5 protein-coding genes are annotated in these 5,311 nt (G+C 27.2%); 1 reads left to right on the top strand and 4 read right to left on the bottom strand.

Translation table 11 applies throughout. The features are described from left to right. Nucleotides 1–177 precede the first annotated feature (177 nt). Entirely contained in the window at nucleotides 178–936 is a 759-nt protein-coding gene (locus Q0H31_RS12850; protein ID WP_295298808.1) for a glucosamine-6-phosphate deaminase, read from the top strand. Nucleotides 937–1,020: 84 nt separating this feature from the next. On the opposite strand, the gene Q0H31_RS12845 is transcribed toward Q0H31_RS12850, so the two are convergent. Genes Q0H31_RS12845 through yajC form a run of 4 tightly spaced genes read right to left on the bottom strand, consistent with a single transcriptional unit; the run spans nucleotide 1,021 to nucleotide 5,143 of the window. Beyond that, complete coding sequence (locus tag Q0H31_RS12845; RefSeq protein ID WP_295298807.1) at nucleotides 1,021–2,187, bottom strand: hypothetical protein; 1,167 nt, start codon at nucleotides 2,185–2,187, stop codon at nucleotides 1,021–1,023. Nucleotides 2,188–2,204: 17 nt separating this feature from the next. Beyond that, complete coding sequence (gene secF, locus Q0H31_RS12840; RefSeq protein WP_295298804.1) at nucleotides 2,205–3,149, bottom strand: protein translocase subunit SecF; 945 nt, start codon at nucleotides 3,147–3,149, stop codon at nucleotides 2,205–2,207. A gap of 20 nt (nucleotides 3,150–3,169) precedes the next feature. Next, nucleotides 3,170–4,681 (bottom strand): protein translocase subunit SecD, encoded by a 1,512-nt coding sequence (gene secD / locus Q0H31_RS12835; protein WP_295298802.1) that lies wholly within the window; start codon nucleotides 4,679–4,681, stop codon nucleotides 3,170–3,172. A 36-nt stretch (nucleotides 4,682–4,717) separates the two neighbouring features. Next, nucleotides 4,718–5,143 carry a preprotein translocase subunit YajC gene (yajC, locus tag Q0H31_RS12830; RefSeq protein ID WP_295298800.1) on the bottom strand — a complete coding sequence of 142 codons (426 nt, stop codon included), beginning with the start codon at nucleotides 5,141–5,143 and terminating at the stop codon, nucleotides 4,718–4,720. Between the last annotated feature and the right edge of the window lie 168 nt (nucleotides 5,144–5,311).

Raw genomic sequence — 5,311 nt, 5'->3', positions numbered from 1 at the left:
AGTTAATTAAATTATAAGGAATACCTGCTTTTTTTAAACTAAAAAACGTGCAATATGTATGGCTCCTAAACAATAATAAAAATTATTATTAATTGTAATAAATTATATATATGCTATAATTTTAATATATTAGTTTATGAAAAATATTATAAATTAATAAAAGGAGTATTAAAGATTATGGGATTAAAAATTATAGTTGCTAAAGATGCTAATGGAGTAGGCAAAAAAACAGCTAATGAGATTATTAATATATTAAAAGTAAAAAAAGATGCTGTTTTAGGTCTTGCTACAGGAGGCACAGCTGAGGCAGTTTATCCTCATTTAATAAAGGCTTATGAGAAAAAAGAGATTGATTTTAAAAATGTAAAATCAGTTAATTTAGATGAATATAAAGGCTTAGATGGAAAAAATGAACAGAGCTATAGATATTTTATGAACAAAAACTTATTTGATCATATAAATATAGATAAAAAAAATACTTTTGTTCCTAAGGGAATAGGGGAGAAAGAAAAAATCTTAAAAGAGTTTGATGATAAAATAGAGAAGCTTCCAAGGGATATTCAATTATTAGGAGTTGGTCCTAATGGACATATTGCTTTCAATGAGCCTGATGAGGCTTTGCATGCTAATGCTTTATGTGTGAAGCTTGATGAAAAAACTATTAAAGCTAATGCAAGATTCTTTGCTTCAGAAAAAGATGTTCCAAGAGAGGCTTTTAGTATGGGTATGGGTGGAATATTAAAGGCAAAAAAAATAGTAATAGCTGCTATTGGAAAAGGTAAAGCCGCTGCTATGAAAGAGCTTTTAAATCATGATAAAGTTATGACAAGCTGCCCTGTTACTTTCCTTAAGCTTCATAATGATGTAGTAGTTGTTATAGATGAAGAATTAGCTGATGCTATAGGATATCAAAAAAAAGTTTGTAAGAAAAAATAATTTATTTAATTAAATAAATATTTATAAGCAATGGGATTTTATTAATCTCATTGCTTTTTTATTTATAAATAATTATAAAAAAAATTAATATTTGTATATATAATGCGGATTTCCATTAGATTCTAAAGATTCTTTTGAATTAATACTAAAAGCATCATTACAATCTTTTATTGATTTTTCAAAATATTTTTTATCTTTAGTATATTTATATTTATCGAAATAAAGCATGCTTCTATTATTTAAGGCATATATGTTATGATGATCAATCTCTATTAATTCGTTATAATCTCTCAATGCTTCATCAAAAGAGTCTGCATTCGCCGTAATTTTATAGTTTAGCAAATTTAGAGTTGCTCTATTATGTATAATATCAAAATCATTATTGTAAGAGGAAATTGTATTATTAAAAATATTTAAAGCTGTATTATAATCACCATTATTATTATCTTTACCATATCTAGTTGAGTATAATATTGCTTTATTATTTAGAATATCTTTGTTTTTATTATATATAGAAATTGCAGATTCATAAAACTTATCAGCCTTTACAAAATAAGTGTTATTTCCGTTTTTAGTATATATCTTTGTATAAAGTATTCCAGCACCATTCAAAGCTAAATAGTTTCTGTCATCTATTTGAAATATTTTTTCAAGTATTTCCATAGCACTATCTTCTTTGGAATTCTTTATTTCTTTTACAAGATTTTGATACATATTATTTATTTCAATTTCTTTTTTATTATCTATCTCATTAGAAATAATAATATTAGGTTTTTCCTCTTTTTTTTCATTTTCCTCTTTTACAATCTTTTTTGTAGTTTGAATATTATTATTTTCTTTATCATGGCTGCTAAGCAGGTTTATAATAAGACCTAATATAAATGTAAATATAGCTAAGAACAATAGTACATAAGTTGTATTTCTGGTTCTTAATTGTATTATATCATTAATAGATGATTTTAGATTGTTAAAATTTGAAGATGATATTGATGATGTATATTCTTTTATGAAATTATTTAATTCATTTATTTTATTTTGATTAGTTTCATCTATCAATTGATCTTTAAAATATAGCGATAATATTTTTATATATTGAGTTCTCATATCATCTGCTAATATATTACTAGTTCCATCTATTTCTTTTTTTATATTATTATTTGCACCTATTGTGTATACATTATATACTATTGTTAATGTTAAAAATATAAGAGAAAATATTATAAGTACAATAAAAATATTATTCTTTTTCATTTATATTATTCTTTTAATTATGCTTTTTTTCCTTTCATAAATAATATTAAAAGACCGCTTGCAATAAAGTTACTAGCATAAGTACCTATCACTACACCGCAAAAGAATGTAAAAGCAAAATCATAAAGTATAAATCCGCCCCATATCATTATAGCAAGAGCAGCAAGCAATGTAGAAACACCAGTAATTACAGTTCTACCTACAACATTATTAAGACTTATATTAACAATTTCTTTAAATGGTCTTTTAACATCAGCATTTTCTCTGATTCTATCAAATACAACTATTATGTCGTTGATTGTATAACCTATTAAAGTAAGCATTGAAGAGAGAACTAATACAGAAAACTCTTTATTCAAAAATAGAAGTATACCAAATACTATAACAACATTATGTATAAGAGTAATAATAGCAGGGAAAGCATATCTATAATTAAATCTTATAGTAATGTATATCATAATGATAATCCAAGACACTATTACAAGTATGAAAGCTAGTTTTAAATTATCAGAAGATACAACACCGCTTATAATATTACTTCCTATAAGAGTTACTTTTTCTTTTGTGTATTTATCATAAAGCACTTGCATAGCTCTGTCAGATTCTTCATTAGAGCCTCTAAATCTTAAAAGAAAAGCATTGATATTATCTTCTCCTTCAAGTTCTTGTATATTGACAGTTTCTGTACCAAAGTTTCTGTATAAATTTCTTATTTCAGCGATATTTATTACTTCTGGATTATAAATTTTTACTTGTAATTCAACACCGCCTGCAAAATCTATACCCATATTAAAGCTATTAGTAGTCAATTTATTAATAAAAAGCCCAATAGAAGCTATAAATAATATACTAGATATAACAGCCGCAACAGGCATAAATTTAACAAAAGGAATTTTATTTTTTGTCATATCATTATTTTCAGTTTTTTTAACATCATTATTTTTTTTAATATTTTCGCTCATACTATAAAATCCTTATTATATTAAATAAAGAAGAAACCAGCTTTCTTCACAAGTTTTGTACGAATAATTTCTTCATATATATATCTAGTAATAAATACAGCAGTAAATAGGTTTATTAAAATACCAAAGAACAATGTAACAGCAAAACCTTGTACAGGACCGCTTCCAAATATCCATAGTATTAAAGCTACTATTATTGTTGTAATGTTAGAGTCAAATATTGTAGCAAAAGCTCTGTCATAACCAGATATAATAGCATCAGAAATATTAGATTTTATTTTTAATTCATCTTTTATACGTTCAAAAATAATAACGTTAGCATCAACTGCCATACCTATAGTAAGTATAAGACCAGCTATACCAGGCAAAGTAAGAGTAAATCTTAAAGGAGAAAGTATAGCCATAATAAGTATAACGTTTATAAGCATAGCTATTGTAGATAAAACTCCAGATACTCTATATAGAGCAATCATAAATACAGCAACTAATATTGCAGCCATAAATAAAGCAGTAGTACCAGCCTTAACAGAGTCAGCACCTATAGATTGACCTACAACTTCTTCCTCTACAACACTTACTTTCAAAGGTAAAGCACCTTCTTTAAGTATTCTTGCTAAATCTTGAGCTTCTTCCAAAGTAAAGCTTCCAGAAATAACTCCTCTTCCGCCTCTAATTTCCTGATTGATATTAGGAGCACTTATTACTTTATCGTCTAATACAATAGCAAGCATTCTATTAACATTAGCAGCAGTTACTAATGCAAACTGTTCAGCTCCTTCATTATTAAGTTCAAACTCAACAGTAACCTCTCCAAATTGTCCGCCGCCTACATTAGCATTAATTAAAGCAGAACCATCTAAAGAAGCCTCTTTTTCTATAAATACAGGAGCTCCTCTAACTCTTCTTCCAAAGTCATCTTTTTCGCTATAAAAATAAACTTGCTTGTCGTTTTCTGGTACTTTAGCAGTATTAGTGAAAACTCCAAGAAGTAAGTCATTGCTAGTAATTGTAGCAGAAGCCTCTTGGTCTACCAAATTAAAAGTTAAAGCACCTTGACTAAGTACGACGCTTTTAATTCTATCAGGGTCTCTTGCTCCAGGAAGTTCAACAACCACTCTGTCATCGCCTTGTTTTCTTATACCAACTTCACTAACTCCAAACTGGTCAATTCTTCCTCTTAATCTTGATATAAGTCTTTCCATAGCATCATTTTTCTCTTCGGCTGTTAAAGATAATGCTGTTCTATCTAATTTATTAGCATAATCCTCAAAATCTGCCTGAAGAACTATCCTTATACCGCCCTGTAAATCTAATCCTAAATTAACAGATTCGCTTCTTAAACGTTTAAGCGATTGAATCTCATCAATTTGCTCTTTTGTATAACCTTTAGATATCATTTCATCTAATGATAAATTGCTTTCTTCTTTTTTATCTTCTGATGTGAAAAAATACCATCTCACTGTAGGAGTGATAAACCAACCCATTATAGCAAGACCTATAATGATGAATGCTAACCTTAAATTATGACTCATACTGCTTTCCTATTTTTCTTTATTATTGTTTTTCTATTATTCTTTTTTTTCTTCAGATTGTGCTTTTTCTAATTCTTCTTTTATCTGATTTTTATCTTCTATAGCTTTTTTATCTTTCTTATCTTCTTTCTTAGCATTAAGAACTTCATCGCTTACCACTGCTGATATAGAAGATTTTATTATTTCTATCTTTGTGTTTTCTCCTAATTTCACTATAGCAACTCTTCCGCCTTCTTTATCAGAAATGTATTCAGCTACTATACCGCCAGCTACAATTATTTTATCGCCTTTTTTAAGATTAGCTATGCTTTGAGCCAATTTTTGCTGTTGTTTTTTTTGTGGTCTTATTAGTAAAAAATAGAATATGGCAAAAATAGCTACCATCATACCTATTGATACTAAAGGGCTTCCTCCTGCTTGAGCTCCTCCTGTAGTTTGTGCATATAAAGTTGCTGTGAACATTTAATTACCTCTTTAAAATTATTTTTTATATTTTCAATGATTTTATATGATATCAATAATTTATACTTATGTCAATATTGGAAATTTCATTTTTGTGTTTAGGAGCCATAGATATTGCACGTTTTTTAGTTAAAATAAAGTAGGTATTCCTTATAATATAAATAGCTA

Source organism: uncultured Brachyspira sp. (assembly GCF_934747485.1).
Lineage (GTDB): Bacteria > Spirochaetota > Brachyspiria > Brachyspirales > Brachyspiraceae > Brachyspira.
The sequence above is the reverse complement of the archived record's forward strand: the minus strand, read 5'-3'. Positions and strand labels throughout refer to the sequence as shown.

Excerpts from the sequence above, each read along its gene's own strand:
- secD (WP_295298802.1), bottom strand. The coding sequence starts at position 4,681 with ATGAGTCATAATTTAAGGTTAGCATTCATCATTATAGGTCTTGCTATA.
- yajC (WP_295298800.1), bottom strand. The coding sequence starts at position 5,143 with ATGTTCACAGCAACTTTATATGCACAAACTACAGGAGGAGCTCAAGCA.
- Q0H31_RS12850 (WP_295298808.1), top strand. The coding sequence starts at position 178 with ATGGGATTAAAAATTATAGTTGCTAAAGATGCTAATGGAGTAGGCAAA.
- secF (WP_295298804.1), bottom strand. The coding sequence starts at position 3,149 with ATGAGCGAAAATATTAAAAAAAATAATGATGTTAAAAAAACTGAAAAT.
- Q0H31_RS12845 (WP_295298807.1), bottom strand. The coding sequence starts at position 2,187 with ATGAAAAAGAATAATATTTTTATTGTACTTATAATATTTTCTCTTATA.